Annotated in this window: 25 protein-coding genes and 1 other RNA gene; all 26 read right to left on the bottom strand. The window is 52.7% G+C overall.

Annotated features, from left to right (window positions below):
• Nucleotides 1-30: 30 nt before the first annotated feature.
• The 26 genes from ACFOMG_RS07020 to ACFOMG_RS06895 all read right to left on the bottom strand — a co-directional run bounded on the left by ACFOMG_RS07020 (nt 31) and on the right by ACFOMG_RS06895 (nt 23,219).
• Nucleotides 31-615, bottom strand: a complete 585-nt coding sequence (locus ACFOMG_RS07020) for a transglutaminase-like domain-containing protein (RefSeq protein ID WP_376865656.1) — start codon at nt 613-615, stop codon at nt 31-33.
• A gap of 84 nt (nt 616-699) precedes the next feature.
• The gene (locus ACFOMG_RS07015) at nt 700-1,662 is read right to left on the bottom strand and encodes an AgmX/PglI C-terminal domain-containing protein (protein WP_376865655.1); all 963 of its coding nucleotides are present in this window, start codon (nt 1,660-1,662) and stop codon (nt 700-702) included.
• A gap of 1 nt (nt 1,663) precedes the next feature.
• Complete coding sequence (locus ACFOMG_RS07010; RefSeq protein WP_376865654.1) at nt 1,664-2,185, bottom strand: ExbD/TolR family protein; 522 nt, start codon at nt 2,183-2,185, stop codon at nt 1,664-1,666.
• Nucleotides 2,182-2,709, bottom strand: coding sequence for an ExbD/TolR family protein (locus ACFOMG_RS07005; RefSeq protein ID WP_376865653.1), 528 nt, complete (start codon nt 2,707-2,709; stop codon nt 2,182-2,184). Before ACFOMG_RS07005 ends, ACFOMG_RS07010 begins: the two co-directional genes overlap by 4 nt.
• A 15-nt stretch (nt 2,710-2,724) precedes the next feature.
• On the bottom strand, nt 2,725-3,378 hold the full coding sequence (locus ACFOMG_RS07000; protein ID WP_376865651.1) for a MotA/TolQ/ExbB proton channel family protein: 654 nt from the start codon (nt 3,376-3,378) through the stop codon (nt 2,725-2,727).
• A gap of 169 nt (nt 3,379-3,547) precedes the next feature.
• Nucleotides 3,548-3,859 carry a hypothetical protein gene (locus ACFOMG_RS06995; protein WP_376865650.1) on the bottom strand — a complete coding sequence of 104 codons (312 nt, stop codon included), beginning with the start codon at nt 3,857-3,859 and terminating at the stop codon, nt 3,548-3,550.
• 1 nt (nt 3,860) lies between these two features.
• The gene (locus ACFOMG_RS06990) at nt 3,861-4,553 is read right to left on the bottom strand and encodes a hypothetical protein (protein ID WP_376865648.1); all 693 of its coding nucleotides are present in this window, start codon (nt 4,551-4,553) and stop codon (nt 3,861-3,863) included.
• The gene (locus ACFOMG_RS06985; protein ID WP_376865647.1) at nt 4,534-7,437 is read right to left on the bottom strand and encodes a tol-pal system YbgF family protein; all 2,904 of its coding nucleotides are present in this window, start codon (nt 7,435-7,437) and stop codon (nt 4,534-4,536) included. The genes ACFOMG_RS06990 and ACFOMG_RS06985 overlap by 20 nt, the downstream gene beginning before the upstream one ends.
• Nucleotides 7,430-9,424, bottom strand: a complete 1,995-nt coding sequence (locus ACFOMG_RS06980) for a tetratricopeptide repeat protein (RefSeq protein WP_376865646.1) — start codon at nt 9,422-9,424, stop codon at nt 7,430-7,432. The genes ACFOMG_RS06985 and ACFOMG_RS06980 overlap by 8 nt, the downstream gene beginning before the upstream one ends.
• A gap of 18 nt (nt 9,425-9,442) precedes the next feature.
• On the bottom strand, nt 9,443-9,952 hold the full coding sequence (locus ACFOMG_RS06975) for a hypothetical protein (protein WP_376865644.1): 510 nt from the start codon (nt 9,950-9,952) through the stop codon (nt 9,443-9,445).
• Between the two features lie 73 nt (nt 9,953-10,025).
• Nucleotides 10,026-10,505, bottom strand: a complete 480-nt coding sequence (locus ACFOMG_RS06970; RefSeq protein ID WP_376865643.1) for a peroxiredoxin family protein — start codon at nt 10,503-10,505, stop codon at nt 10,026-10,028.
• Nucleotides 10,475-11,083 (bottom strand): hypothetical protein, encoded by a 609-nt coding sequence (locus ACFOMG_RS06965; protein ID WP_376865642.1) that lies wholly within the window; start codon nt 11,081-11,083, stop codon nt 10,475-10,477. The genes ACFOMG_RS06970 and ACFOMG_RS06965 overlap by 31 nt, the downstream gene beginning before the upstream one ends.
• Nucleotides 11,080-11,769 (bottom strand): hypothetical protein, encoded by a 690-nt coding sequence (locus ACFOMG_RS06960; protein WP_376865640.1) that lies wholly within the window; start codon nt 11,767-11,769, stop codon nt 11,080-11,082. Before ACFOMG_RS06960 ends, ACFOMG_RS06965 begins: the two co-directional genes overlap by 4 nt.
• Nucleotides 11,770-11,906: 137 nt before the next feature.
• Nucleotides 11,907-13,088: a vWA domain-containing protein gene (locus ACFOMG_RS06955; protein WP_376865638.1), complete on the bottom strand. Its 1,182-nt coding sequence runs from the start codon at nt 13,086-13,088 to the stop codon at nt 11,907-11,909.
• A gap of 13 nt (nt 13,089-13,101) precedes the next feature.
• Nucleotides 13,102-13,944 (bottom strand): AAA family ATPase, encoded by an 843-nt coding sequence (locus ACFOMG_RS06950; RefSeq protein WP_376865637.1) that lies wholly within the window; start codon nt 13,942-13,944, stop codon nt 13,102-13,104.
• A gap of 118 nt (nt 13,945-14,062) precedes the next feature.
• Nucleotides 14,063-16,315 carry a VWA domain-containing protein gene (locus ACFOMG_RS06945; RefSeq protein WP_376865636.1) on the bottom strand — a complete coding sequence of 751 codons (2,253 nt, stop codon included), beginning with the start codon at nt 16,313-16,315 and terminating at the stop codon, nt 14,063-14,065.
• Between the two features lie 22 nt (nt 16,316-16,337).
• Nucleotides 16,338-17,006 (bottom strand): YEATS-associated helix-containing protein, encoded by a 669-nt coding sequence (locus ACFOMG_RS06940; protein WP_376865635.1) that lies wholly within the window; start codon nt 17,004-17,006, stop codon nt 16,338-16,340.
• 284 nt (nt 17,007-17,290) lie between these two features.
• On the bottom strand, nt 17,291-17,650 hold the full coding sequence (locus ACFOMG_RS06935; RefSeq protein WP_376865634.1) for a hypothetical protein: 360 nt from the start codon (nt 17,648-17,650) through the stop codon (nt 17,291-17,293).
• A gap of 12 nt (nt 17,651-17,662) precedes the next feature.
• The gene (locus ACFOMG_RS06930) at nt 17,663-18,103 is read right to left on the bottom strand and encodes a YcgN family cysteine cluster protein (protein WP_376865633.1); all 441 of its coding nucleotides are present in this window, start codon (nt 18,101-18,103) and stop codon (nt 17,663-17,665) included.
• A complete protein-coding gene (locus tag ACFOMG_RS06925; RefSeq protein ID WP_376865632.1) occupies nt 18,093-18,389 on the bottom strand; it encodes a YcgL domain-containing protein in 297 nt (98 codons plus the stop codon). Before ACFOMG_RS06925 ends, ACFOMG_RS06930 begins: the two co-directional genes overlap by 11 nt.
• 22 nt (nt 18,390-18,411) lie before the next feature.
• The gene (rnd, locus tag ACFOMG_RS06920; protein WP_376865631.1) at nt 18,412-19,554 is read right to left on the bottom strand and encodes a ribonuclease D; all 1,143 of its coding nucleotides are present in this window, start codon (nt 19,552-19,554) and stop codon (nt 18,412-18,414) included.
• Nucleotides 19,554-20,108: a toprim domain-containing protein gene (locus ACFOMG_RS06915; RefSeq protein WP_376865630.1), complete on the bottom strand. Its 555-nt coding sequence runs from the start codon at nt 20,106-20,108 to the stop codon at nt 19,554-19,556. The genes rnd and ACFOMG_RS06915 overlap by 1 nt, the downstream gene beginning before the upstream one ends.
• A 12-nt stretch (nt 20,109-20,120) precedes the next feature.
• Nucleotides 20,121-20,447 (bottom strand): YbaB/EbfC family nucleoid-associated protein, encoded by a 327-nt coding sequence (locus tag ACFOMG_RS06910; RefSeq protein WP_376865629.1) that lies wholly within the window; start codon nt 20,445-20,447, stop codon nt 20,121-20,123.
• Nucleotides 20,448-20,466: 19 nt separating this feature from the next.
• A complete protein-coding gene (dnaX, locus tag ACFOMG_RS06905; RefSeq protein ID WP_376865628.1) occupies nt 20,467-22,359 on the bottom strand; it encodes a DNA polymerase III subunit gamma/tau in 1,893 nt (630 codons plus the stop codon).
• Nucleotides 22,360-22,480: 121 nt separating this feature from the next.
• Nucleotides 22,481-22,577, bottom strand: an RNA gene (ffs, locus tag ACFOMG_RS06900) — signal recognition particle sRNA small type.
• Nucleotides 22,578-22,649: 72 nt separating this feature from the next.
• Complete coding sequence (locus tag ACFOMG_RS06895; RefSeq protein ID WP_376865627.1) at nt 22,650-23,219, bottom strand: hypothetical protein; 570 nt, start codon at nt 23,217-23,219, stop codon at nt 22,650-22,652.
• Nucleotides 23,220-23,260: the final 41 nt, after the last annotated feature.

The following is a 23,260-nucleotide window of genomic DNA, read 5'->3' as shown; positions in this document are numbered from 1 at the left end:
TGAGCGAGCGGTGTCGTTGTTCAGCTGACACTAAAAAGGCAACACCTCTACATCCGGTAAATTTTCTGCCAGCTGTTGTGAATTTCCGGCAGCACGCATTGCCGCAATCACTTCCGGCATTGGTTCAGACCAATTTCTCACCAGATCCGCTTCCTGCGGATGAATAATCGCAAATGCCAGCTGCTCCTGTGGCGGTGAAAACTGAGCATTCACGCCGGGCTTATTTCCGCGCGCATCCATCCGGTACCACCCTGTTGAATCAAAATACGCAGCATTTAAGCCATGCAAACAAAAAGGCGGCTGGTCCGTTATGGTAAGGCGCTGATAACACAAAGCGGCCGGAATAGCGTTCGCCCTTAATAACGCCGCTAACAAGTGGCTTTTGGCATAACAAAAACCATGCCCCTGTTGCAGCACTTCAGATGCGCTACAGGTTACCGGCTCCAGACGAGCGTCCCAACTGTGCTGAATCTGGTCTCGCACAAACAAAAAACACTGCCGTGCAATATCGACTGGATCAACCAGGTCAGCTGCCAGCAGGTTGGCCTGGTGCAACACCGCCGGCGTTTTCCAGTCTATCAATTCACAACTGGCAAGGTACTCATCGGTTACCATCAGCGTTTCCCTCTAAAAATAGAAAAAGCCTGTCTCTTTATGAGTACAGGCCTTTCAACAGACAATTAAAAACGATGCATTGTGTTAGTTAAACACCACCGGATATTCAGCCACTGTTTTGTCCAGCTTAGGATTGTTACTGTACTGCATACGACGACAAGCGGATTCCATACGGCGGTGTACTTTGTTGTCGTTCAGCTCACTCTTAACCACCTTACAGCTGGAAACGCTGCCGTTTGGCTCAATTTCAAGCCGCAAGGTCACCGACCCTTTCAGGTTTGGATTCTTGCGTAATGCCGACTTGAAAATACGGTCATATTTAACCTTGTTACTTTCAAGCACCAGCCGCAGTTCCTCCGCACTCCGGGTTGAACTCTGCTGGGTTTCAGCCACTTGCTCTTCACTCAGCTCAACCGCAGTCACCTGACGATCACCCAGTTTCTCTCCGGCCGTTTCACGGGTCAGAGCGGCCACATCTACACCACCGGAACCACGACTTGCAGCATCCCGGTCAACCACACTTCCCACCGCCACAGCTTGTGCTCCGGCGTTATTCAGACCCTGACTGCTGGTATTTAACGCAGCAATCGGTACCTGACTGGTAATGTTGCTCAGCGTAGACAGGGTTTTTTCGCCTACCGCCTCGCGTGCCTTTTGTTTGGCCGCGTCACGTTTTTCCTTAGGCGCCTCTATCTTCGGCTTTTTTTCCGGCTTGGGTTTCGGTTTCGGCTTGGGTTTCGGCGCTTCCTTTTTGGGCTCAGGTTTAGGTTCCGGTTTAGGCTCAGGCTTGGGCTCAGGTTTTGGCTTCGGCTTCTCCACCACAGGTTTTGGTTTCGGCTGCTCTTTTTTCTTGCGCTCAATCACCCGTGCCAGTTGTGGCGGTAATTGTTCCAGCTCTTTACGATCTTTTGCTGGTAGCTCAATCAGAGGAACAGCCACGCCCACCAGGACCACAAACAATAGCAGTCCAAGGAGAATGGCGAAAAAGCGGTTCTGCTGGCCACCATCGTTCCAGGGTAACTCCGGCGCACGATAATAAACCGTCATATCAGGCGCCTCCTTGTAGTGCTGGTTGTTGCTGTGGTTGCTTCTGCTCCACCGCCAGGGAAATATTATTAAACCCGGCTTTGGCACTGGTATTCATCACCTTTTTCAGCAAGGTATAAGGGATGTTTTTATCCCCCATAATGGTGATCGGCCGTCCGTCCTGCTGTTGTTCCGGGGTTAATGGTGAACGACTTGCCAGATAATCCAGTTCTTTTTTCAGTAACGGCAGCTGTTCTCCCGTTTGCTGACGTGCAACCTCGGTTGATACAACCATCCGGCCCTGCACCAGAATCTGCTGATCACTGACCATAATGGTCACCTGCTCTTCGGGTTTATTTTCCGAAACCGAAACAGGTAACTTAATATCATCGCTGTTCTGCACCTCAACTTCTGACTGATTCACCATCAGGAAAAACACCAGAATGGTGAAAATATCCATCAAGGCCGTCAGGTTCAGGGTACCGCCATTTTTATTGCGCTTATGATTACGCTGCATACGCTTTGCACGGCGAGACATCTTCATGGTGTCACCTCCGCACTGGCCTGAGCGTTCAGTTCGGCCGCATCACCGAGCGAAATATCCGGAAACAGGGTGGCATCGACCAGGGATGCCGCAACAACGGCCGGATAACGGCGCACGGTGTCCATAACAGTCACCAGCGTCTGATAATCAACATTCGCTTCTGACAATAAACTGATATCGGTTTTCTCTTTAAAAACCGGATTCTTTTTTATGTCCTGCAAGGTGCGCGACAGCCCCTCGTAGTCATAGTTATTGGCTTTTTTCGGCAGAGTGGCCAGTGCTTCGGTCTGCTCCTGATACGTTCGTGATACAACAAACCCATCAGCCCGAATGGTCACATCAAGCGTCACATCCTCAGGGTTTACCAGACCAGGCTGGTCCCCTTTCGGCAATTTAAGATCCAGCACCGCCACCTGCGAGAACACCATGTTCATCAACAACACAGGTACCAGTACAATCATCAAATTCATAAAGGATGTTACGTTGAGCTCCGCCTCTTCTTGTGGTCGTTTATGGCGTCTCATGTAACTGCTCAACTATCAGGCTGCGTTATTTTTGTCGTTCTGACCCGGCTTGCGTTCTGTGATGATATTGAGGAATTTCACCCCGGCCATCTCAATGCTATCAACAATTTCGTTGGTTTTGGTTTGCAGAAAGCTGTGCAACAGCAACAGCGGAATAGCCGCCATCAAACCAAATGCCGTGGTGTTCATCGCCACCGAAATAGACTGAGATAATAATGTTGCCTTTTCGGCCGGAGCCGCATTTGCCACGGCAGTAAATGCCGCAATCAGGCCCATAATGGTGCCCAGCAGCCCCATCAGAGTGGCGATATTAGCCAGTGTGGATACGTACTGTGTGCGTTTTTCCAGCTGCGGAATGGCTTCCATCAGGCCTTCTTCCAGCGCGTATTCAATTTCTTCACGTCGCTGGCTGTTAGGAATACGGGCGATAGCCGCAGAAAAAATATTACCGATCTTAGTATCAGAGGAATTGGCGTAGTTTAACGCTGCCCGTAAATCACGCTTTTGCAACATCGGCAGCATATCGTCGAACGCCTGACGGTTACTGGACTTCTGATTCATTAAAAAGAACAGACGTTCAAAGGCAATCGCCAGGCCAATCGCCATAATGATTGCAATCGGGTACATAAAAGTACCCCCTTCCTGGAAAAAACGTACAACAGTTTCCATTAATACTTCCCCCTAGCGCTTTTAATCGCTTTTTTCATTGTCAGAGTCAATCCGGGCTAAATACAGCCCTGAGCGGGATGATTTAACCACTATTTTCGTGATGAAAAAACACTTGTCCAACGTATTAGCCATAAGCCTCAGGCCATTGAACAAGATTTAACCGTTTTTATTATTTTCCGGCCTGGCCGGTTAATTGTTGTAATCGATCGCTATTAACCTGCTTAGGCAAATAGCGTTCGCCGTATCGTAACTCCCTGCCCAGACTATTGCGATCAATGGTTTTCATCCAGTGTTCGCGATAACTGTAAATCGGCTGATATAAGCGTCCGGTCCCAGGTGGTGGCCGCCAGGGAGTAATATACACAACATGAGGCTCCTCGCTGTTACCCTGAATGGCAATGCCTTCCAAGCGCACAACGTTATCTTCTGCCGCACCCGCTGGCAGCGAAAATAATATCAAGAGTAACAATCGCCAGATCATATTATTCACCTGCCACCTGCTGATTATCAGCCGCTACACCACTGCGCCGTTCAAGATCCGGAATCCAGATCGCCAACATCGCATCTTCCCCGCTGATGAGGCTTTGTGCTTTACGATATTGCACCAGGGCTTTTTCCAGATCGTTCAGGTAGAGGTCGTACAGGATGCCAAGATTATAAGGAATATCAGCATCCTCCGGCGCACACTCTGCCGCCGCCAGATAGCTGTTTTCCGCATCGCTGAACTTTCCCAGCTGACGCTGAACCAGCGCTTTTAATTTAAACGCCGGACAAAATTCCGCATCGATGTCATGAGCACGGACCAGATTTTCCAGGCTGGCATCATAGTTTCCAAGCCGATAGTGACTCAATGCCAGGTTGCTCCAGACACCAGGGTATTGCGGATATTGCTGGCTCAGTGCCTGCCAGAAATCGGCTGCCGCCTGGTGCTGGTGCTGCTGTTCGCCGGAGTCTTCTTCAGCAGCGGCCTGCTGTAACAGTTCGAGTCCCTCATTGTAGCGCTCCACCAACGGCTCCGGCAGCGTCTTTTCCGCCGGCCCCTGATCGATAATTTCCGGTTTCGGCTGAAATAATGAACACCCCGTTAAAAACAGTATCAGCAACCCGCTAAACCAGGGTTTCAGCCGGGCGGTCAGAGAAAAACACCGTTGGTTATCAGCGAATTTGTTCGACATAACTCACCGCCCTCTCCTGTTTGTTATATTGCCCGGGCATTAATTCAGCCATTGCTGAGAAGCTGCGTTTAACCCAGCTGTCGTATAAGCCGTCGTAAGTACGACCGATATTGGTCTGGTGAACATTAATCGCCGCTTCTTCCAGCGGAAAGGCCTGATCTTCCAACAGAAACTGATATTCTTCCAGTTCCAGTTCATCCATACCGGCGGGCCGTTCTGAATTCATCAACCCCTGCGCCAGCTGTTTATACAACTCACCGATGCGGAAAGTTGATGACGTGGTGTACTCCAGTACGCCCAGTTGCACCGCTTGGGTATAACGCTTTAACGCCGCCTGCATAAACGTATTTTTGCGCGTCACACTGCGATCCAGCGGCAATGTTAAGTTTACTTTTTCGAACGCCAGTCGTTCAAACTCACCCAGTTCATAAGCGGCTTTGGCCGCCAGGTATTTAGAACGGTCTGTTTGCTGATCATTCGCTTTGGCATTGAGCGCAATGATTTTAGCCAGCCAGAAACGGCGCTTTTCTTCATCGCCACGGCTGGCGTAAATCTGGTCGAGTTTAAAATGCGCTTCAACCGCAGCATCAAACGGCCGTTTGTAAGAATGCGCATATCGCTTATACATCACGATGGCATTATCCTGATCACCGGCCTTTTCGAAATATTCGGCAGATTGGAAACAGGCGATGCGTTGTTCATCGGCTTTTTTACTGATTTTCCAGATGGTTTGCAGTTCAAACGCAGCGTTGCGCCAGTCACCTTTTTCTTCGTAAGCAATAATCAGCTTACTGGGGATATCGGCAACCAGTTTATGTGCCGGATAATCCTGGCGGAACTGTAATAATACTTCGATCGCCTGATCGTAATCCCCGGTTTCCATCAGAATCGTAGCGGCATCGTATTCGGCGTTAATCCGGGTATTACTTTCCGGTATCACCTCTGCTAAACGCCGCCAGTGTATGACCGCGGTAGTGGCATCACCGGCTTGTTTCGCCACCTCACCTTGCTTATAAATTGCAGCGGCTACTTTTTCGCGCAGCTCACGGCGTTTTTTGGCGCTCAGCTTCTGATAGCGACTGGCTTCCAGCAAGGCCATTTCAGATTCAGCGTACTGTTGCAGCTCAAAACTGGCATGACCACGCACCAGAGCCGCGCCGTATTTATAACGTTGTGGCAGCTCACCTTTCGCCTGCCAGGCCAGCCGTGAGGTCGATAATGCCTGCGGGTAATATTTATCCTTCAGTAACATTTCTGCGGTATTCACCAGCACAGTGCCGCGGCGCGAATCCTGAGGAAATTCCTGCACAAAGCGCATCGCACTGGCAACCGTCAGCTGACGCCAGACCGGAGCTTCTGCCACACCGGGTTTAAACCGGTTGTACGCCAGAATTGCCGCGTAGCCGGCTTCGGCTGCCTGCTCATAATCCGGATACTGGTAAGCGACAATTTCGTAGTTATTTTTAGCCAGCTCATAATCTCGTAATTCGGCGGCGACTTCGGCCAGCAGAAAGTGGGCTTTAACCGTATCATCTGCCAGCGGGAAGCTACGCACATATTCCTGATACCAGCGCGCAGCGATACCAAGGCGTTCGAGTTTGTCACTGCGTTTTTTCGATCGCTGCCCCCAGGCATGATGAAAACTGGCCAGATCCCAAATGTAACCGGCCAGCGGTCGGCGGATAGTTTCCCTCACATGCTCGCCGTGGCTGTTCCAGTAATCACTGCCAACGCCAAAACGCTGAATATAAATGGTTTTATGTTTACGCAATAAGGTGGGATAACGGGCGGTTTTATACCCTTCAACCAAGCGCTGATAATACGCTGGCGCACGATGATCCTGTGGGTATCGCAGCACAAAGGCGCGCAAAGCAGAGGCGCCGGACTTATAATATTTTTTGTCGTAATACTGACTCGCCAGCTGATCGTAAATCAGGTATTCATAATGCCGTTTACCGTACTGATCAAAAAACACAGCGATTTGTTGCCAGTCGCCCTGATAATCAAAAATCAGTGCCATCACCCGTAAAATATCCTGCAACATTTCCTGTTCACCACCTTTGGCGGATTCCAGTGTAGCAACGTCCGGATACTCTTCGTCCATCACCCGGGTAAAAGCCAACAACGCCGCTTCATTCTGCTCCAGTTTAAACAGGGACCAGCCTTTTAAATAACCGGCACTGACGTAATAGGGATTATCATCACGGCCGCGTTCTATCAGGCGCTGATAGGCATCGGCTGCGGCTTGATAATCTCCGGCGGCGTACAGCATCTGGCCGGAACGAAATTCCGCTTCGAGGTAATAGACCGAACGCGGAAAACGTCGGGTCAGCTCTTCCAGCACGGCAATCGCCTGATAAGGCTGAGCCGTAATGGTATAGGCCTTTGCCAGCTGATATAACACCGCATCGTTATCGAGACGATCCGGGTATTGTTTCAGCAGAGCTTCATAATCGTTAATCGACGCCCGCGCCATGCTGCGTTCTTCGCTGCTGGTCTGTTGCTCCAGAGCCAGTTCCGCAGCCTGCAGTTCTGCCAGGTTGTGGCGCTGTTGTTCATCCGTTTGTCCCCCGGAATTATCCAATGCATCACGCGCGGCCTCGAGTCTCTCCTGGGCAACCTCTTCAGATTGCAACTTCAGGCTGGCAATCCGGTGAGCAACACGAATGCGCATTTCCGCCTCTGCCGACACCGCCAGATAACCCTGATAACGCTCAATCACCTCGTCATGGCTAACCTCCAGCGTATCGTTGGTCATCAGCCTGATTTTCATTTCCTGGATGTTTTCCAACCTGAGCTGTTGCTCTGCCGGTTCCTGAAACAAGGCACAACCGGATAACAACAGCAATACCAGCGAGGCCGTCAGCCGGATCAGTTTATTCATGTTCACCTCCAGCGGTGACATGCTGTTGCAGCGCGTCATCGTATAAGCGCGCAATCGACAAACGTGTCTGCGCCAGATAATCAGTCAGCCGCTGGTCCAGTGCCTGCAGGTAGTTATCAACGTCATGACGTAAATTCTGCCGTTGCTGGTGATACAAACCATCGACCTGTTCCAGCACAACAGCCAGCCGCGCATCTGCCTGACGGATACGCTGAGGGAAACCATGCCAACTGCTGTCGGCCCACTGCAATGCCAGCCGACTGTTGTTCAGCTGTTGCTGCAACTGCTGACCACTGATCCGCAACTGCTGATACCCCTGGCGGATATGCCAGCGCCGCTGAGGTTTTGTTTCATACACCTGCCATAATTGCAGGCCACGCACCCGGCGCCAGCGCTCTTTGTAACGGCTCAGTTCTCGTGTTGGATCAGCAACCTGCTGCAGCGATGTTACCAATGGTACCACCGCCGACAATCGTTCGACATTACGCTGGTCATGATCGGAGGCGAAAGCAAACACCTTCTGATCTTCTTGATGCAGTAATTGCTGCATGCCCTGCACCTGCCGGAGCAGTGACTGATAACGTTGCTCCAGTTGCTGCAAACGCTGATCACCGGATAATTGCTGCAGATGTTGCTGACGCTGGTGAATCACCTGCTGCCACAGCTGCAGGTCCTGCTGTTGCTGTTGCAGTTGCTGCTTCAGCCGATTCAGATCGCTCAGCTGAGCCAGTTGCTGATTAAATGCACCGTCATCCAGCATGGATTGCATCATACGACTGAGCGTTGAATCCGGCATATCCGTCAGCGTTGCCGTCATCCAGCCCCAGGGCTGCCCCTGTTGTTGCTCTAACCAGCGGTCCAGCCAGGCAGCGGTATGTTCATCATCATTCAGCGTGGCGATCTGCTGGCGCATGTTCATCAACCTTTGCTCAACCATCTCGTAGGTTTTCAGCGACTGGGTTGTGGCATTTAATAATTCCAGCGCATGCGGCACACCCAATAACGATTCAATCACCGCCGGATGAAAATCATTGTATTTTTGCTGCAATATCCGCCACGGCTGCATCGCCTGCTGGTATTTCCATTGCTCGACCAGCGCCCAGCCGTAATGCAGCAAGGCCGGTGCCGTAAACACGCTGTCCTGACTGATCTCCTTGAAATAGGCCTCAGCGCGACGATGTTTACCGGTTTCCAAGGCATAGATACCAGCCACTAACAGAATCCGGTCACGTAACGCTTTGCTTTCGTAATCCTCTTCCGACAGATAGAACACCGCCGCCTCAACCAGTTTTTCCAGATCGCGACTGCGGGCATTAAGGCGCATAGCAGCGATCATCCAGTTATAACGCGCCAGGCCGGTCCAGATATCATCATCAACCATCATCTCCAGCACCTGCTGGGCTTCGGCCAGCTTGTCCAGCTTGGCGTAGCTGGTACTGAAAATGAACAATGCCTGCTGACGGTTAACGGCTGACAGACTGTCATCATGGGACAAAGCGCGCTGAATACTGGCCAATGCCTGTGGCCAGTTGGCATTTTCCTGCCAGCGCCGCGCCAGATGAAACCAGGCATCACCACTGGCAGGATCACCCTGCTGCTCCACCTGCTGGTACAACTCCAGAGCCCGGGAGTCGAGTCCTAACGCCAGGTAAATCGCCGCTTCCATAATGCGGGTTTCAGCGGCGGTAGCGGGCACCGCAGTCCGCCAGCGATGTAATGCCTGCAACGCCTGGTGGTAGTTATTATCGAGGTAATAAAAATAAAAGGCGCCACGCAACAAACGGGGCTGTGCACTACTGATCGCAGGTTGAGCCGCGTCGGCCTGCGCTGACTGAGCGGTAGCCGGCAACGAGGCCAGGCACAGCAACAACACCGACAACACCGACAACACCGACACCACCGACACCACCGACACCACCGACACCACAGGCAGACGTTCAGCCAGCCACAGAGGGCTGCTAAAGCAGCGCTTAAAAAAGAGCAACATTCGCTTTGCCACAGCCAGTTACCAGCGCTGCAACTGTGCTTTGGCGCTGCTGAGCTCAGGCTGGTCCGATACCACCACCTCCAGCATCAATGGCTGTTCGGTTTTTTCAACCTGCTCACGAATCACCAGCTGCCGTTGCTGCCCAAGCTGATCAACGCCACGAACCAATACGTGTAAATCGTGTTTTCCCGGCCCCATATTCAGCTGCGCCAGCGGCTGCACCGCGCCCATACGCAGCGCGGTTACCTGGCGTTCGGTATAGATATGCTGAACCGGCTGCATACCGCTGGCTTTAATTTCAATCGATAACGGTTCAAAAAACTCACCATGAGACAGCGAAAAATAAAATGCCGCACGGGTGGTCGCCGGGCTTAATAAGTCTTCTTCCAGTGCGTACAACTGCTGATTCAGTTCCAGCACCGAACGTTTCACCGCTTCAATATCCTGCCCCAGCCGTGCTTCTTCAGCCGTTGTATAAACAGAACCCAGCAACAAGATGGCAACAAAACAGCGTATCAGGGTTGTCATTTTTTTCTCCACTGCGCCGTCATCGCCCGGCGCTGAAAATGGCCAGCTAACGCTGCGCCAGAGTATTCAGTTGTCATTGGTTATTTTTCGTCAGCCAGCGGCTGAGACGTTGCTCAACCCGGGAGTAATTGTCATCAAGATCTCCCAGGATTAAATGGTCGAGTACACCGTCGGCATTAATCAGCATCACCGCCGGACGCGGCTCAAACGCCCAGCCAGTGCGCCAGCGCGGCTGTGAAATTAACACCGGCAACCGCATGTTTGGCGGCTGTTGACCCGCCGCCGGAGTCCACACAAACCAGCTGACCAGGCCCTCGTTAATACGTCCTTCGGCCAGCAACTGATACGCCGCCAGCTGTTCATGACAGGCGTCACAGTCTCCCAGCCAGATCAGCATCACAGCCTGTCCGCGCTGTTCCGCCAGTCGCTGACCAAAACCATTCACTGCGGGCAGGGAAAAGTCCGGCAATAACTGCCCCGGTGAGATCGTTGGCTGCGCCTGCAATGGCAGCGCCAGGGCGATCAGTAAAACGAACCGAACGATATGCCCCATTGCATCCCCTTATCGATATCGGCCTGTTGTAATGCCTTGTCGTCAACCTGGAACGACTTCCATTCCAGCGCCAGCCAATAATCATCCACCAGCAGCTGCCAGCTGATGCCAATTCCCAGATAACGGCCACTGCTGTCCCCGGTATACTGCTCACCAACATAGGCCTCGGTTCCCAGCTGCCAGGGGTAGGTGCTATTGCCACTGAAGCTGGCACTGCCCTGCATCAACTGGTACCCCAGCCCGGTGGTCGCAGTGACAGCGGTAACATCTTTTTTCACCAACACCTCGCCATTGTCAGCCGTGATCAGCTCATCACTGAATTCCGACAATTGCAGGCCAGCCAGTACATACCAGCGCTCCCCGGCAAAATAACGCCCCGACACATTGAACTGGTTCATCGCCGGTAACCGTTCACGGGCCACCTGGCCCACGCCCACGCCCCAGCTCCCCAGCCGCCGACTGATATCCTGCTGTTCAGTGACACCGGCCACCAGACTGTCAGGTTGATAAATGTCGGTTGTTTCAGCACTGACAGACACCGCCAGCAAAGACAACCAGAATGCTGTAAACCACTTCATAACTTCAGATTCCACACCAGAGCCAGGCTGTTGTGATTGGCCGAGTTGCCGGACACCGCCTGTTCGCTTTTCAGCCGTACCAGAACAGCCAGTTGTTTATTAATCTGGCGCTGCCAGTCGAGGTTGGCGCTGATCAACGCGGTTGTCTGCTCCCTGGCATCGTTATGCCAGCGATCGTGACCACGGTCGTTATGGCCCAGCCCAAGTGCTATACCGGCACGCCAATCGGAGCGTCCAAGATCGGTTTCGCCAGCCAGTTCGAGTGATTGCCAGGACGACTCAGCAGCACTATGACTGAAGCGCAGTGCCAGAGAATGTTGTTGCCAGGGAAAACGAATGCCGGTTAACAATGCCTGCTGTGAATCCAGTCCAAGCTGCAGTTGCCAATCGGATAATTGCCGGGATTCACGGATTAACCACAGACGGGCAGGCGTGAGTTGCTGAGTGATTGCGAGAGAATCCTGATGTGCCCAGCCCTGACGTAATTCATCAGACAGCAGGACCCAGTCACCCTGAATACGAACCGGCGTCAAGCGGTGATCTGCCGGTATTTCAAATACCACAGGAAATGCACTGCCAGGCCCTTTGCGCAGCAGTATCAGACTTTCAGCCGCCAGTGGTGAGTACCAGCAGACCAATAAAATGAAGGAAAGCCACAGCCGCATCAGCGATCGGTACTTCCGCATATCCCCCAGGACCAACATAGGTCTTTCGCCCTTTTCTTTTTTGTAGTTATCCGGGCATCCTTGCCTGAAAGCGCATTGTGCAACAAAGTGCGACAAAGCTCAATTGGCACCATCGTACCTGTCAGCTATCCGGGCGGTTATTTGCTCAGATAACGCATCGCATCTTCCAGTCCGGAAATGGTCAGCGGGTACATCTTATCATTGACGATTTGCCGGATTGCACCTAACGAGCCTCCCTGACCCCAATGCCCTTCCGGCGCCGGATTCAGCCACACCAGCTTATCGTACTGATCGGCCATACGCTGCAGCCAGACAGCGCCGGGCTCTTCGTTCCAGTGCTCAACACTGCCACCGACGTGTGTCACCTCATAAGGTGCCATCATGGCATCACCGACAAAAATAACTTTATATTCCGGACCGTATTTACGCAGAATATCCCAGGTTTCCGTACGCTCGTTAATACGCCGAATGTTATTCTTCCAGACCGACTCATACAGGCAATTATGGAAATAAAAGGTTTCCATATGCTTGAACTCGGTACGCGCTGCCGAAAACAGTTCCTCACACACCCGCACAAACGGGTCCATGGTGCCGCCAATATCAAAAAACAGCAGCACCTTAACGGCGTTATGGCGCTCAGGCACCATTTTAATATCCAGGAAGCCGGCATTCCGGGCGGTTGAAGCGATGGTATCACCCAGATCAAGCTCTTCTGCCGCGCCCTGACGAGCAAACTTACGCAACCGCCGCAACGCCACTTTAACGTTACGGATACCCAGATCGATACTGTCATCCAGATCACGGTAGTTGCGCTGCTCCCAGACCTTAGCCGCTTTTTTATGACGGGAACGGCCCTGCTCAATCCGGATACCCTCAGGGTTATAGCCATTCGCACCGAAAGGTGATGTGCCACCGGTGCCAATCATTTTATTGCCACCCTGATGGCGCTTCTCCTGCTCCTCCAGCCGTTTCTGGAATTCTTCCATCAACTTATCAAGGCCGCCCAGCGCTTCGATCTGTGCCATCTGTTCTTCAGTCAGCATGCGTTCGAACTCTTTGCGCATCCAGTCCTGCGGGATATTCGCTTCTTCACTGAGCAATTCAACCGCATCCAGACCTTCAAAATAATGCCCGAACGCTTTATCGAATTTATCGTAATGCTTTTCGTCTTTCACCAGCACCAGCTTGGCCAGTGCATAGAACTCATCGAGATCGGCAAAAGCGACATGCGCCTGTACCGCCGCCACAAGATCCAGATATTCCCGGATTGAGCACGGCACTTTAGCGCGACGAACGGTCTGAAAAAAATCAATCAGCATAAGGTTGGCTCACTCAGCCTTTGCGACGGCTCATAAATGCGAGTTTTTCCAGCAACTGGACATCCTGCTCGTTTTTCACCAGCGCTCCGTACATCGGTGGAATAGCTTTACTGCTGTCTTTATTGCGCAACATTTCAACGCCGATGTCATCGGCCATCAGCAGTTTCAGCCAGTCGATCAGCTCCGACGTGGATGGCTTCTTCTTCAGTCCTGGTACTTTACGCACATCAAAAAAGACGTCCATGGCTTCCGCAACCAGCTCATTACGGATGCCCGGATAATGCACTTCAACGATGTCTTTCATCGTTTCGGCATCCGGGAAGTCGATGTAATGGAAGAAACAACGACGCAGGAATGCATCGGGTAATTCTTTTTCGTTGTTACTGGTAATCAGGATAATCGGGCGGTGTTTCGCAACAATCCGCTCTTGTGTTTCGTAGCAGTAGAACTCCATTTTATCGAGTTCCAGCAGCAAATCATTGGGAAATTCGATATCGGCCTTATCGATTTCATCAATCAGCAACACCACCGGCTTATCCGCGGTGAACGCTTCCCACAATTTGCCTTTAACAATATAGTTTTTAATGTCGTGAACTTTATCGACACCCAGCTGCGAATCGCGCAGACGGGACACGGCATCGTATTCGTATAACCCCTGATGGGCTTTGGTGGTACTTTTGATGTGCCACTGAATCAGTTCGGTATCCAGAGATTTCGCCAGCTGCTCCGCCAGCATCGTTTTCCCGGTACCCGGCTCGCCTTTCAGCAACAGCGGGCGCTGCAGCGTAATGGCAGCATTTACGGCCATCCGCAATTCGGGCGTTGCAACGTATTCTTCAGTCCCCTGAAACTTCATATCAACCTCTGGCTCTGTAATTAACGGGTCGTCACTTGATAAAACAGGCCGGAAGTATAAGGAGGCCCTTGCCGATCAGCAAGGTATTCGCGCCGCGGAAGCGGCGCATTGGCATGGCTCAGGTGTTTTTATCGCCCTCCTCCGGATCATCAAACTCACCCCAGTCTTCGCGCATGTCGGCATCACCGTCATCCGGGTCGATAGCAAAATCATCATCCAGGCTCAGACCATCATCGGCCCCGCCACCCATAGCCGGAGCAGGACCCGGCTTAGCCGGAATTTCTTCTTCTGAGTCATCATCAAAGGCATCAAAATCACCAGAAAAGTCCTCTTCATCCAGATCATTCACCTCCAGGTCCGGTGGTAAACGGTGTTCCGACTGACCGGCTGCGGCCTGGCCCGGCAGCGCTTTGCGTCTGGCAAACCACCAATAACCAACGCCGCCAAATACCGCCAGATTACCAACCGCCAGCAGCAGATAAATCCACCAGGCAACGCCCTCCGTTGCAGGCTCCCCTGAGACATCTTCATCATTTTCTTCGCTCTGCTGCCCGGCTTCCTGCTGCTGATATTTTTCCGCCAGATCCGGCGTAATCGATTCCTCTTCGCCGGCTTTTTCTGTATCTGCCGACGCTTCAACCTCAGGCTCTGACCGCGCCTCATTTTCTGGCTCGGCGGCGATATTTTCTTCAACCGCAGCATCAGTCGCGACGTTATCCGCAGCCGGTTCTGCAACCTCGTCCGCCAATAACGGCGCAGCTTCACGGACCTGCGGCTGCGCTTCCCCCGGCAACGTCAGCGGAAATTCCGCCACAATGTTTTCCGGCTTGGTTTTAAAGGTACTGCCATTGGCAGTAACACCACGAATATTCAGTAAAATGTCATATTGACCCGGCCCTTTCTCACCGTCCAACAGCAACAGCCAGCTGTTCTGCCGGGCGTCAAATTCCATCGACTGGATAACCGAACTGCCGTCGGGACTGGTTATCCGCGCAATCACGCGGGATAAAGCAGTATCAATATGCTCCACCTGAGGACTGACCCGAACCGCCAGTTGTTGCTGCGCCACATCCGGTGTCACCGCAACCGCCATAGGCTCCATTAAACGGGTCGTTAACACCTGCTTACGCTTAAAAGTACGCCCCTGAGCCAGTACCTCGATCTGATATTCACCCTGTTGCGATAACCGGGTCAGGGATTCCCGGAACACACCATCCTCTGGCAACACCTCCGGGTCGGATAATAATTTACTGCCGGTGCGGCCATCGGGCGCTGTGACTTTCAGCGACACATCGGTCAGGCTGAGAATTTCTGCCGCAGCGATCACCTCACCTTTTTCGGTTAATGCCATGGTTAAATCGATCGGATAACCCACAAAAATGGTTTCCGGCAGACCGGTCACCCGCAGCTTCATATCGGTGAGAATCTGCACCCGGTTATCCGGATCGATATCCGCCTTAACCGACCAACTACCTGACTGAGGCTGACGCACCGTGATCAGATCAAAATTTAAATCACGGTGCCAGCGAACATTATCGAGCTGCCGGCTGGCGGTTTCAGTAATCACATCCCCGCCCGGCGTCTGCAGCCGGGTTTCCCCGGCACCGGCTTTACGAAAAATCAGTGCGGTAAATTCACGCACACTGTCATCAATATCAAACCGGTTACCGTCCATTGGCACCTGCTCAGCCGGTACGGCACGATCAAATGCTTTAAGAAAGGCTTTTAATAAATCGTCGGCGTTATCCGCCTTAATAAATAAACCACCGGTTTCCAGAGCAATTTGTTGCAGCATTTTTTCATCAGCTGCATCTGACAAGGCTACGGTATGAACCCGCGCTCCGGCCTCGATATAAGAAGGCAATACCTCGGTCAACAGACGCTGCCGCTGCTGGTCATTAATATCCGCCGCCACGCCGGCACGGCGCATATCAATCTTGCCATCCGTCAGCAGAATGACGCTTTGATCAAAGCCACTGTCAGGCTTGATCTTCCAGCTTGCCTTTTCCATCGCCTCTGTCAGGTTAGTCTGCAAGCCGACGGAATTGATTTCAGTCGCAGCTTGTTTTGCCTGCTGACGCCAAGCCGGGTTAACCGTCGCCAGCGGCACCAACATATTGACATAACGACCAAACGTCCAGACACCTGCCTGCGAACCATCCGGCAACAGTTCAACCAACAGATTCAGTGCAGGGATACGCAGGTTATCCGGATCGGATTGCTTCATACTGCCGGAAATATCAATAATGACACGAACATCAGCAGGCTTGACGACAGCATCTTCTGCGTAAACAGAAAAGGGAAATAGTGAGGATAAAAACAGCAGGAGTGATAACAACATCACCCCCGACAGCGAACAGCGTCTGATCATAGCAGCTCCCGGGGGTATCCGTTTACAGGTTGCTTTCCAGCACCCGACGTCCTTTTTCGGTGATGTGCCAGCGGACACCATTTTTACCGCTGACTTTACCCGCCAGGCTGCGGATAGTCAGTACATGCAGAGTTTTCAGAATCGTGGACTCTTCTTCATTTGCTTCACGGCAAACGCCGGCCAATGAACGGAAAATAAACCGCCCGCTGGACAAAATTTTCAGCACCTGAGTTGAGGTAACGTCCAGCTCATCCACCATGGCATGCACCTGATTATCTTCACTCGCGGCGTCCTGCTCAGTTTCAGTATCAATCAGTGGTAACAATTCATTCTGAATAGTGCGCAGATTTTGCTGCACTTCTTCTGAACGCGATTTCGCCACATGCGCTTCATTCAGAATACGATCGGACAGATTGTCGATAAAGAAGCGACTCAGTAACGCCGAAATCAAACAAAAACCGGTAAAAATTAATAATCTCGACGGGTCCCCCTGACTCTCCAGAACCAGCTCGCTGTTCACCATGTCCAGCACAACCGGCACCAGAAATGAAGCACCAACCCCGACCACCAGAAAACGCGGTAAGCTGGCGGCGTCCGGATCTTTATCACCGTACAGGTAATAATTCACCAACCCCCCAAAAATACCAGCCAGCAGCATGACCGTAGCCAGAATAAAGATATGATTTGCCATATTTCCAACCCTCATCCATCAGAAACCAGAACATCTGATTTCCAAATCCGATTACTCCGTTGATGGAAGAACCCCCAGTTAATATTGTCATTCCGCAACAGCGCCAGAGCCGATAACAGCAGAACGTTCCTGCATTAAAGCTAGCAAAGAATCCGGGGTTAGCCAGAAAAGTAATAAAAAAGTGTTTGAGCAGTGATTAATTGATCAAGCCTAAAAAACAGCCCTAAAACAAAAAAAGCCACCTCCCGGACAGAGAGGCAGCTTGTTGTCATAACAGCAAGGGTTTATTCGTCGCTGGCAGGCTGCAGGCGATTCTGAACGAAACGGGTCATCTGTATCAGCGCCAGCACTATTGCCCCGACCACAAGTCCGGCTAAAAACCAGTTTGCCGCGTACATAGCCGCTTCGGCGGTAGTGGTCAACAGGGTAAACGGATACACGATCATCGCCGGTGCGAAATACATGGAGTCGGGTTCAATCGGAGCCGGCGTGAATAACAACACCGCCCCCAGCATGTAAAAAAACCGACGGACATCGCTACCTGGCTTCATCCAGAAAAATAACCGTTGCCAACACCAATACCCCACTGCAGCACACACCAGATACATCAGCCAGAATATGGCGTACTGAGAAATACCTTCCATTCCTACACCTTGTCAGGCCTTCCAGATGATTCGTTCCTGCCAGTCTTCCTCGGCAATCTGATCATCGGCTATGCCTTTGTTTTTAATTGAAATACCAGCGCGATGCACCGACTCTGGATCCCCCGTTTGTAACGGATGCCATGCGGGCAGATCTTTGCCTTCAGCCAGCAGGCGATAAGCACAACTCTGCGGCAACCAGAAAAAACTTTCCGCCTGCTCCGGCGTCAGCCAGACGCAGCTGGGTACTTTTTTATTGCGCTGCAGATAGACAGTGCACTGACAATTACCGGTATCCATATAACGACAGTGAACATCGGTGTAATACACCTCACCGGTATCTTCGTCTTCCAGTTTGTGCAGGCAGCACAAAGCGCAGCCATCACACAAAGATTCCCATTCCGCCTTACTCATTTGCGCCAGCGTTTTACGCCGCCAGAACGGTTCAGCACTCATGGTCACTTTTGTCTTTTTTGCAGAACAGATCCAGCATATAAGTTTCACGCGCCGGCGGCATCTGCAGATAGAATCCCTGCTCTTCAATATCAGCCATCACCTTGGCAGCCTCTGCCCGCGCCAGCTTTTTGTCCTCTGTCAGAATCAACGTCAGTGTTTTTTCCGCCGGGCCAAACACCTCAAGCAACGCCTCCGGCAAGTCCTTCAGCCCGGTTTTCTGTTCGACGTACAAATAGGCTTCATCTTTTTTCAGCGAACGATAAACGTCACACAACAGCTTTTTCATCTTAACTCTCATTGCCCGCCCGTCAGGCGGCATTATTCAGCTCGGCCAGCTTTACCAGCAAAGCCTCACCTATTTCTGTTTTACGCCATCCCTGCAAAGATTCAGGCAACCTCCCCTGACCAGAGGGGTATGCCGAGCGCAACAACGCTTCCAGTGTTTTTTTACGGACTAACAAATCGGCAGGAATCTGCAACGTCTCGGCTCGCTGATTAATAATCTTCTTCAGCTCTTTCAGCCATTGACCGGCATCCGGCGACAACGGCTTATCCAACTGCCTGGGCCAATGGTCACTATCCATCGCCAGCGCCTGAGTTACGATCTGAAGAATGGCCTTACCATCCTGCTTCAGCGCCCCCGGTTTCATTCCCGAGCGGGCCAGCTGGTCACGGTTTTTGGCCTTATAGCGGGCGATATTCCACAGAGTGCCATCATCAATCACTTTGCTGCGCGGTACGTCCCGTTCACGGGCACGCTGCTCACGCCACACCACCAGTTGCTGCAGTACAAACTGCTCCTGAGCCCGTAACTTCCAGGCCAGCTTCACCCGGCGATACTGACCCGCCAGATCATCAGGCGCCATGGCCTGCTGCACCAGCCGCTGACAGTCTTCTGCCAGCCAGGACTCACGCCCCAGCTGCTTCAGCTGAGCCACCAACTTAGGGTAGAGCCGATACAGATAATACACATCCGCAACAGCGTACTGGATCTGTTCGTCACGCAACGGCCGCTCTAACCAGTTAGAACGGGTTTCGCCTTTCGCCAGATCGACGTTTAATACCTCGGCCACTAAACGCTGAAACCCCATCGAACCACCCAGACCACATAATGCGGCGGCATGTTGCGAATCAGCCAGTGGCGACGGCACACAACCAATCAACTGACGACACACCTCAAGATCTTCTGCGCAGGCGTGAAACACCTTAACCACCAGCGGGTGCTCGAATACCTGGCGCAACGGCTGCCAGTCACTGATCTCCAGCGGGTCAATCAGGTAATCTGCCACACTGCTGGTCACCTGAATTAATCCGGCTTTGGGGTAAAAGGTGGTGGTACGCACAAACTCGGTGTCCACCGCCAGATACGCCTCCTGCAACCAGGACTGACACACCTCAGCCAATAACTGGTTGGTATTTATCCAATGTGGCTCAAATGCCAGGGATGCCATCAACCGGGCTCCTTTTCGATCAGCAACTGCTGTTTAATTTGCTCCACACTCAGACGCTGCACCTCCGCCTGAGGCACCATCTGAGCAATAAAGGTCACGGTTGCCCGGGCTTCAACACTGTCGTCGAGCGATAACAACAAACGTTCAATGCCTTCCTCAGCCACCCGCTGCTTTAACAACGCCAGGCCCAGCTGTGACGGCCCGCGCCCCGTCATTGGCGACAACAGCCCGTGTAATACAAACGCCGCTCCGGCATAACCGGCGTTACGCCAGTGCAATAATTCATCCGCCTGCTCAACCACCAGCAAACGCCCATCGGCTGACAACTGACAACACGACGGACAAAGTTCCTCCGTGCTGTACATGCGACAACAACGGCATAACCGGAAGTCGTTCTGAGCGGCAGCAATCAGGCGCGCCAGTTCAGCCCCCTGATCATCCGCCATCAGATGGCGCGCCAGGCGCCTGGCGGCCTGTTCGCCTACCCCCGGTAAACGATCCAGCGCTGCCACCAGACGAGGAAAAAAAGCGTCAAACCCGGTATTAGCACTCATGCCGGCTCCGTATCAGAACGGCAATTTCATACCCGGTGGCAGACCCATACCCGAAGTCATTTTTGACATCTGTTCCTGGTTATTGCTTTCGATCTTGCGCACCGCATCATTCACCGCCGCGGCCAACAGGTCTTCCAGCATTTCTTTGTCTTCTTCCATCAGCGAGTCATCCAGCTCAACCCGCTTAACATCATGGCGACCGTTCATGGTGACTTTCACCAGACCAGCGCCGGACTCACCCGTCACCTCAGCATCGGCCAGCTTTTCCTGGGCCTGTTGCAACTGTTCCTGCATCTTCTGGGCCTGCTTCATCAGGTTGCCCATTCCACCTTTCATCATAAAAGTTACCTCGGCTGTTTCAGCTCAGTGGGCGGATGGTGTCTTCCACCACATAACCACCCAGTTCGTTAAGAATATGATTAACCACCGGATCCGATTCGATGGACTGTTTCGCCGCATAGAAAGCTTCCGCTTCCAGCCGCTGACGCCTCTGATCGGGTGTTTCCCCCCGCGGAGGCTGAAGATTCATCTCGATACTGGCACCCGGAATCAGCTGCCGCAATGCATCCTGAATACGCACCTGCTGACTATCGTTAAACAACGCACCCTGCGCCGGATCCACATCGAAAACGAACACATTTCCTTCTGTGCTCACCAGCGCACTGTTGCGCGCAATCGCCATCGGCAAGCCCGCCAATGGCAAACGATCGACCCACTGCCACCAGTTATGAGGGACCAGCGGGCCCGGTTCAGCGATAGCCGCTGCCTCAGCCTGAACCTCTGACTCAGGTTGCGACGCCACATCGGGTACAACCGCAGCCTCGGCGGGCGGCGGCGATACCGTATTATTCAGCAAGGTCGCAGCACGCTGTGTCTCAGCGACAGGGGCAACGCCAGCATCGGATGACGGACTAAGTGCAACTTCCTGAGGCTCAGCAACGGCCTCAGTATCTGTGTGACTCAGATCATCAATACCCGAGTCATCAATAACCGGGACGTCAACACCCGAATCGTTCGTTCCGGCATCAACCGCCGCTGCAGAGTCGCTCAGCGGTTGTGGCAATGTCGACGAGCCGGATAACGACTCAGTCGTCAGCGACTTTTTTTTTTCACCGTCCGAAGACGCTTGCAACGCCGTCTCCAGATTCATCTCCAGCGGTGCCTGAGGCGCCGGGCGGAATGCCAGCATACGCAGCAGCACCATCTCAAAGCCCTGACGCGGGTCCGGCGCCAGATTCAGATCAGCGCGGCCAGACAAGGCAATCTGGTAATACAACTGCAGATCTTCCGGCTGCATATTCAGCGACAACTGCATAATGGCGTCACGATCACCCTGGGTGTTATCAATCGCATCCGGCACCACCTGAGCCAATGATGCCCGGTGCCAGATGGTTAATAACCCCTGCAGTACTTCATCGTAATCCGGGCCGTGTTCGGCCATGGCCGCCACTTCCGTCAGCACTTCGCTGGCATTGGCCCGCGCCATCACTTCTGCCAGCTTAAACAGCCGGCCACGGTCCATAGTGCCCAGCATGGCGTTCACCTGAGCCTCACCAACCTGCCCTTCACCATAAGCAATAGCCTGATCGGTCAGTGACAAGGCATCCCGCATACTGCCCTGGGCGGCGCGCCCCAACTGCCACAACGCCGGCTCTTCATAACGCAGCTGTTCGGCATCGAGCACCTGAGCCAGGTAACCGACAATTTTCTCCGGCGTCATGTTTTTCAGACTGAACTGCAAACAACGTGACAAAATAGTGACCGGCAGCTTTTGCGGATCGGTAGTCGCAAGCAAAAATTTAACGTGAGCCGGTGGTTCTTCCAGGGTTTTCAGCAACGCATTAAAGGAATGCGTCGATAACATATGCACTTCGTCAATCAGGTAAACCTTAAAACGACCCCGGGTAGGTGCGTACTGAACGTTATCAAGTAATTCGCGGGTATCCTCGACCTTGGTCCGCGACGCCGCATCGACCTCGATCAGATCGACAAAACGGCCGTCGGCAATTTCCTGACAGGCACTGCAGCTGCCACACGGCCGGGCACTGACGCCCTGCTCACAATTCAGGCATTTGGCCAGAATACGGGCAATGGTGGTTTTCCCCACCCCCCGGGTGCCGGTAAACAGATACGCATGATGCAGCCGCTCATCGTTGAGGGCATTGATCAGGGCTTTCAGGACGTGTTCCTGCCCGACCATTTCATCAAAGAAACGGGGTCTCCATTTACGGGCAAGTACTTGATAACTCATGAATTTTCCATTCAGGAAGGTGACACATTGGTGCGCATAATACCTTGTCGGACCACGAAAGTCAGGCATCAGTCGGTGAAGCGGATAACAAAAGAAAAGATTAAGCAGAACTGGAGATGACCTCCACCAGCCACACCCCGGCACACGAGTCAGCTACTACCGTTGCTCCCTTCCGGGCCTGGCGGGGTTCGCAGCCTATCATTGCGAGGGGACCAGCAGAGGCCACCATAACGACCTGAAGAACTTCAGGTGGCGCGTACTTTACCAAAACTTATTTTTAAATCAAGCAGTTATCCTTCCACAAATTGATTTGCCGAGGTTTTCAACAACTGCCCATCAAGCGGCAAGCGCTCAACAAACTCAAGGATGCGTGACTGCGGCCCATAAAACCGTGGTCGGGAGAAATAATCAGAGACGGTACCTGAGATGCGATGTTCGTATACTTCGCGCTCAAAAAATAATCGCAGAATGGCCGTTTTACTGACGGCGATACGCCGCAACTGCGCACTATCGGCCCGATAATGAAAACATCCGCCGCCCGCCTCACCAGCGTAACTGAGGTACTCCAGCTCACCATCAAGATATAACACCAGCGGCTTTTGCGACTGCGGTCGCCGCACCTGCTGATCACACACCAGCAAGGCCGTATCCTGTGCCTGCCACACCGCCCCCAGCGCCATATCCGGATCGCCGTATAACGACACCGGCTGCAGCGTCAGACCAGACTCGGTCAGTGACACCTCACCTTCGGCCGGCTGGCCTTGTTCAGAAACAGGGGCGGCCGAGCAGCCAGCCGCCGAGATAATAAAGAGAGCCAGCCACAGAATCCGGCCGGAAAACCACAGAGAGGTCCCTTGCATATACGCTTCCTTATGTCGCTGCACCACAAATCCCTGGTGTG

The sequence above is a fragment of the Bacterioplanoides pacificum genome (assembly GCF_042648445.1).
Lineage (GTDB): Bacteria > Pseudomonadota > Gammaproteobacteria > Pseudomonadales > Oceanobacteraceae > Bacterioplanoides > Bacterioplanoides pacificum.
Note: the sequence above shows the minus strand (reverse complement) of the source record. Positions and strands in the feature narration are given on the sequence as shown.

What these genes read in the sequence shown, in the direction of transcription:
- ACFOMG_RS07020 (WP_376865656.1), bottom strand. Translation starts at nt 615, where the DNA reads ATGGTAACCGATGAGTACCTTGCCAGTTGTGAATTGATAGACTGGAAA.
- ACFOMG_RS07015 (WP_376865655.1), bottom strand. Translation starts at nt 1,662, where the DNA reads ATGACGGTTTATTATCGTGCGCCGGAGTTACCCTGGAACGATGGTGGC.
- ACFOMG_RS07010 (WP_376865654.1), bottom strand. Translation starts at nt 2,185, where the DNA reads ATGAAGATGTCTCGCCGTGCAAAGCGTATGCAGCGTAATCATAAGCGC.
- ACFOMG_RS07005 (WP_376865653.1), bottom strand. Translation starts at nt 2,709, where the DNA reads ATGAGACGCCATAAACGACCACAAGAAGAGGCGGAGCTCAACGTAACA.
- ACFOMG_RS07000 (WP_376865651.1), bottom strand. Translation starts at nt 3,378, where the DNA reads ATGGAAACTGTTGTACGTTTTTTCCAGGAAGGGGGTACTTTTATGTAC.
- ACFOMG_RS06995 (WP_376865650.1), bottom strand. Translation starts at nt 3,859, where the DNA reads ATGATCTGGCGATTGTTACTCTTGATATTATTTTCGCTGCCAGCGGGT.
- ACFOMG_RS06990 (WP_376865648.1), bottom strand. Translation starts at nt 4,553, where the DNA reads ATGTCGAACAAATTCGCTGATAACCAACGGTGTTTTTCTCTGACCGCC.
- ACFOMG_RS06985 (WP_376865647.1), bottom strand. Translation starts at nt 7,437, where the DNA reads ATGAATAAACTGATCCGGCTGACGGCCTCGCTGGTATTGCTGTTGTTA.
- ACFOMG_RS06980 (WP_376865646.1), bottom strand. Translation starts at nt 9,424, where the DNA reads ATGTTGCTCTTTTTTAAGCGCTGCTTTAGCAGCCCTCTGTGGCTGGCT.
- ACFOMG_RS06975 (WP_376865644.1), bottom strand. Translation starts at nt 9,952, where the DNA reads ATGACAACCCTGATACGCTGTTTTGTTGCCATCTTGTTGCTGGGTTCT.
- ACFOMG_RS06970 (WP_376865643.1), bottom strand. Translation starts at nt 10,505, where the DNA reads ATGGGGCATATCGTTCGGTTCGTTTTACTGATCGCCCTGGCGCTGCCA.
- ACFOMG_RS06965 (WP_376865642.1), bottom strand. Translation starts at nt 11,083, where the DNA reads ATGAAGTGGTTTACAGCATTCTGGTTGTCTTTGCTGGCGGTGTCTGTC.
- ACFOMG_RS06960 (WP_376865640.1), bottom strand. Translation starts at nt 11,769, where the DNA reads ATGCGGAAGTACCGATCGCTGATGCGGCTGTGGCTTTCCTTCATTTTA.
- ACFOMG_RS06955 (WP_376865638.1), bottom strand. Translation starts at nt 13,088, where the DNA reads ATGCTGATTGATTTTTTTCAGACCGTTCGTCGCGCTAAAGTGCCGTGC.
- ACFOMG_RS06950 (WP_376865637.1), bottom strand. Translation starts at nt 13,944, where the DNA reads ATGAAGTTTCAGGGGACTGAAGAATACGTTGCAACGCCCGAATTGCGG.
- ACFOMG_RS06945 (WP_376865636.1), bottom strand. Translation starts at nt 16,315, where the DNA reads ATGATCAGACGCTGTTCGCTGTCGGGGGTGATGTTGTTATCACTCCTG.
- ACFOMG_RS06940 (WP_376865635.1), bottom strand. Translation starts at nt 17,006, where the DNA reads ATGGCAAATCATATCTTTATTCTGGCTACGGTCATGCTGCTGGCTGGT.
- ACFOMG_RS06935 (WP_376865634.1), bottom strand. Translation starts at nt 17,650, where the DNA reads ATGGAAGGTATTTCTCAGTACGCCATATTCTGGCTGATGTATCTGGTG.
- ACFOMG_RS06930 (WP_376865633.1), bottom strand. Translation starts at nt 18,103, where the DNA reads ATGAGTGCTGAACCGTTCTGGCGGCGTAAAACGCTGGCGCAAATGAGT.
- ACFOMG_RS06925 (WP_376865632.1), bottom strand. Translation starts at nt 18,389, where the DNA reads ATGAAAAAGCTGTTGTGTGACGTTTATCGTTCGCTGAAAAAAGATGAA.
- rnd (WP_376865631.1), bottom strand. Translation starts at nt 19,554, where the DNA reads ATGGCATCCCTGGCATTTGAGCCACATTGGATAAATACCAACCAGTTA.
- ACFOMG_RS06915 (WP_376865630.1), bottom strand. Translation starts at nt 20,108, where the DNA reads ATGAGTGCTAATACCGGGTTTGACGCTTTTTTTCCTCGTCTGGTGGCA.
- ACFOMG_RS06910 (WP_376865629.1), bottom strand. Translation starts at nt 20,447, where the DNA reads ATGATGAAAGGTGGAATGGGCAACCTGATGAAGCAGGCCCAGAAGATG.
- dnaX (WP_376865628.1), bottom strand. Translation starts at nt 22,359, where the DNA reads ATGAGTTATCAAGTACTTGCCCGTAAATGGAGACCCCGTTTCTTTGAT.
- ACFOMG_RS06895 (WP_376865627.1), bottom strand. Translation starts at nt 23,219, where the DNA reads ATGCAAGGGACCTCTCTGTGGTTTTCCGGCCGGATTCTGTGGCTGGCT.